The sequence below is a fragment of the Caulobacter sp. P1_B12_2 genome (assembly GCF_056406675.1).
The window spans coordinates 1-2,212 of sequence record NZ_JBFTZS010000650.1; the positions used below are offsets into that span (position 1 = coordinate 1).

Consider the following 2,212-nt stretch of genomic DNA (forward strand, 5'->3'; position numbering starts at 1 on the left):
ACGTAGATGATGGTGGTCATGACCCAATCCCTTCGGAAGCTTACCGAAGGAGATTGTGTAGTTTTGCGCAATTTCAAGCCCGGCCTTGGGAACATCGCCGCTCGCCACGCCTTCTCACTCTGCCGCTGGGGCAATGAAGGGGTTTCCAATGTCAATTCTCGCATGGCTCGTCGTGGGCCTGATCGCCGGCTTCCTGGCCAGCAAGGTCATCAACAAGACCGGCTCCGGCCTGGTCATGGACATCGTTCTGGGGATTGTCGGCGCCTTGGTCGGCGGCTTCATCTTCAACGCTATCGGCCACTCGGCGCCGACCGGCATCAATCTCTACAGCATCTTTGTGGCGTTCATCGGCGCCGTGGTCGTGCTGGCCATCTACCATCTGATCTTCCGCCGCCGCGCGCTCTAGACCTCCCGCCGCCCCAAGGGGCGACGACGCAAACGGCTGATCACGAAGACGGCCGCCGGTCTCCACTTGAGCCGGAGCCGCGCCTGTGTCTGAACGATCTTCCGCGACGCCGAACGGCCGGGTCATCCTGACCTACGGCCGCAGCCTGATGGCTTTGGTGATCGCAAGGTCGCTGGCCCAGCGCGGCGTCGAGGTCATCGGGTGCGACGACGTCGACCTGACGGTGATGTCGTTCTCCAAGCACGTGAAGGAAACCTTCACCGTCGCGCCCTGGAAGCTTCGCCCCGACGATTTCCTCGACGACCTTGAAGCGGCCGTGCGCGAATACGCGCCACGCGACGGACGACCGTATGTGTTGATGCCCGTCTTCACCGAAGGCGAGCTGATCACACGCCATCGCGCGCGGTTCGAGCCTACGCTCAAACTCGCCGCGCCCGCCTGGAAGAGCATCGACCTCGTCCACCCCAAGGACCACCTCGCAAAGCTGGTCGAATGCGACGACTTGCCGGCGCCCAGGACCTGGATCGTGCCGGATCGCGCCGCCCTGGCAAAGCTTACCCCGACGCTGGACTATCCGCTGATCGTCAAACCCAGCGACGGCGCCGGCGGCCGCGGCGTCAGCGCCGCCGCCTCGGCCGAAGAGGCGACTGAGCAGGTCGAAGCGCTAGGCTACAGCCCCATCCCACTGCTCCAGGAGATGGTTCCGGGCGAGGACTTTTGCGTCGCCGTACTGGCTGACAAGGGCAAGCTGGCGGCGATGATGGCCTATCGCAACCTGACGACCTTTCCACGCAAGGCCGGAGCCGGCGCGGTGCGGGAGACCGTCGACGCCGAGCCGTTCCGGGCAGCGACCGAGCAGGTGCTCGCCGCGACAGCCTGGAACGGGCTGGCCGAACTGGACTTCCGTTGGACGGGCAAGATCAAGGACACGCCCAAGCTGATCGAGGTCAACGCGCGGTTCTGGGCGGGCATCTTCCACTCCATCCAGACCGCGGTGGATTTTCCCTGGCTGCTCTACCAGCAAACCATTGGCCAGCCTCTGGATGCGGTCGACGAACCCCAGATCGGCGCGCGAACCAAGACGCCGGGCGTCTGGCTGCTGGCGGCGGTCGAGGACGTCGCCGCCACCGCGCCGCAGCTGGCCGCGGCCAAGGAAGCCTGGCGCGAGATCCGGCGCCGCCTTACCGCCGGCGAACTGTCGGGGCTGCGCGAACATCTGAGCGCGGCCAAAGGAGTGCTGTCGGTCGGCGACATCGTGGAGCAGTTCAAGGCCGCGCTGTCCCACGGCCAAGGTGCGCCCAGCGAATTCAGCCAGGACGACGATCCTCTGGTCGGGCTTGGCGCGCTCTTCGTGCTCAGCTCGCTCGTCAAGCACGGCAAGCTTCCTGACGAGCTGACCTATGAGGCGGGCGCGGACACAGACGAACCTGCCGTCGCACGGGCTCTGGACAAGCGTCCGACCATTGGCGTCACCCTTCCCGATCAGGGCGACACCCTTCCCTGGTTGGCGATGAAGTTCGCGATCTGGGCGGCGGGCGGCCGCGCGGTGCGCGTCACGGCCAAGGCGCCGCGTGAGCCCAAGACCATCGACGGCCTAGTGTTCGGCGGGGGCTCGGACGTCTATCCTCTGGCTTTCGAGGGCAAGCCAAAGGACGGCTATCGCTATGACCTGGCGCGGGGCGACATGGAGGCCTCTTGGGGGTTGGCCGCCCGCCGACACGACCTGCCGGTATTGGGTGTCTGCCGCGGCGCGCAGATGCTCAACGTCATCGCCGGGGGCACCCTCTACATGGACCTGTCCAGCTT

2 protein-coding genes are annotated in these 2,212 nt (G+C 65.9%); both read left to right on the top strand.

Translation table 11 applies throughout. The annotated features are described in order from the left end of the window. The first annotated feature begins 148 nt into the window (after positions 1-148). Positions 149-406 (top strand): GlsB/YeaQ/YmgE family stress response membrane protein, encoded by a 258-nt coding sequence (locus AC1DZ6_RS24480; RefSeq protein WP_477099702.1) that lies wholly within the window; start codon positions 149-151, stop codon positions 404-406. 148 nt (positions 407-554) lie between these two features. Then, the coding region (locus tag AC1DZ6_RS24485) for a gamma-glutamyl-gamma-aminobutyrate hydrolase family protein (protein WP_477099703.1) at positions 555-2,212 on the top strand (1,658 nt) is incomplete at its 3' end.